The sequence below is a fragment of the Marinobacter sp. NFXS9 genome, assembly GCF_040148665.1.
Lineage (GTDB): Bacteria > Pseudomonadota > Gammaproteobacteria > Pseudomonadales > Oleiphilaceae > Marinobacter_A > Marinobacter_A mangrovi.
The window spans coordinates 1-1,923 of the sequence record NZ_JAGDDW010000040.1; the positions used below are offsets into that span (position 1 = coordinate 1).

The following is a 1,923-nucleotide window of genomic DNA, read 5'->3' on the forward strand; positions in this document are numbered from 1 at the left end:
CCTTCCCGCTGTCGGCCAACGGCAAGCTGGATCGCAAGGCGTTGCCGGACCCGGAGCTCGGGACGGCCGATTACGAAGCGCCGCAGACTGATACCGAACGGACTTTGGCGGCCCTATGGCAGGAGGTCCTTGGCGTCGAACAAGTGGGACGTCAGGACAATTTCTTCTCCCTCGGCGGTCATTCGCTGTTGGGCGTGACGCTGGTCCATCGTATCCAGCAGACGCTGGGACGAACGCTGCCGTTGAGCCGGCTGTTCGAGTCGGCGTCCCTGGCGGAACTGGCGGTGGCGATCGAGCAGACCACCGCGGACGAGAACGGCCTGCAGGCCCGCGAGCGGGGTGCCGTGGTGCCCCAGTCCTTTGCCCAGCAACGCCTCTGGTTCCTGGCGCAGCTGGAGCCTGAGAGCTGTGCCTACCACCTGCCGGGAGGACTGGTGCTGCGTGGGCAGCTCGATGTGGCGGCCCTGGACCGGGCGTTCACCAACCTCTCGCTTCGCCACGAGAGTCTGCGGACTGTCTTCCGTCACGGAGAGGACGGTGTACCGCAACAGGTTGTTCTGTCGCCGGAGGCACCGGCGCTGAAGCAGCACGACCTGCGCTCCGTGGAAGACCGGGAGGAGGCGTTCCAGCAACTGCTGGCCGATTTCAATCGCCAGCCCTTCGACCTGGAAGCGATGCCGCCGTGGCGGGTGGCGTTGGTACAGACGGCGGATTCGGAGTGGCGCCTGATGCTCTGTATGCATCACATCATCTCCGATGGCTGGTCGATGCAGCGGTTGCTGGAAGAACTGGTGGCGTTCTATCGGCAGGAAACGCAGGGCACGCCGTCGGACTTGGCGCCGTTGGCGGTTCAGTACGCCGACTATGCCCTGTGGCAACGGGAGCAACTGGAAGGCGACACCCTCGCCGAACAGGTAGCCTGGTGGCGAGCGCAACTGGGTGATGAGCAGCCTACGCTGGATCTGCCTACGGACCGGCCCCGGCCGGCCCAGCGGGACGGTCGCGGTGCGCGCCATGCCTTCACGTTGCCGGATGCGTTGGTAGCGCAATTACGAGAGGCGGCAAGCGACCAGCGGGCGTCCCTGTTCATGGTCATCCTGGCCGGGTTCGAAGCGCTGCTGTATCGCCTGAGCGGCCAGCATGAACTGCGCATCGGCGTGCCGGTGTCCGGCCGTCACCAGCCGGGCACGGAGGAACTGATCGGTTTCTTCGTCAATACGCTGGTGCTGGGCGCGGACATCCGGCCGGGCGACCGGGTCAGCGACTTGCTGGCCCAGGTACGTGAGCGGATGCACGGCGCCCAGGCCCATGCCGACCTGCCGTTCGAGCAGTTGGTGGAAGCCCTGCAACCGGAACGCAGCTTGAGCCACAACCCGTTGTTCCAGGTGAGCTACAACCATCAGGTCTTCGACCAGCGTCCGTTGGCTGACCTGCCGGAACTGGCCTGCGAGCCGCTGTCGTGTCCGGCGGAAAACGCCCATTTCGATCTGGTGCTGGGTACTCAGGAACACGCGGACGGCCGCATCGACGCTTATCTGGATTTCGCGACAGACATCTTCGACGCCTCGACCGTGGCGCGGATGGCGGATCAGCTACAGGCCCTGCTGGCGGTGATCAGCGCATCACCGGAAACGCGACTGGGCGAGCTGCCGCTTTTGACGGATGATGAACAGCAGGTCTGGGATCAATGGAACCAGCCGGCGCATCCGACGGTCGATCCCCGCCCCATCAGTGCCCTGATTGCCGATCAGGCGTCGGAACGGCCAGACGCGATTGCAGTGGTGCACGGTGACGATCGCCTGACCTTCGCCGAATTCGACACCCGCGCCAACCGCCTGGCCCACTGGCTGATCGGGCAGGGCATCGGTGCCGAAAGCCGGGTCGGGGTCGCCCTGGAGCGGGGCACGGATATGCTGGTGGCGC

Annotated in this window: 1 protein-coding gene; it reads left to right on the forward strand. The window is 65.6% G+C overall.

What is annotated here, in order from left to right; translation table 11 throughout:
• On the forward strand, nt 1–1,923 hold a 1,923-nt coding region (locus J3364_RS22510; protein WP_349560401.1), incomplete at both ends, for a condensation domain-containing protein.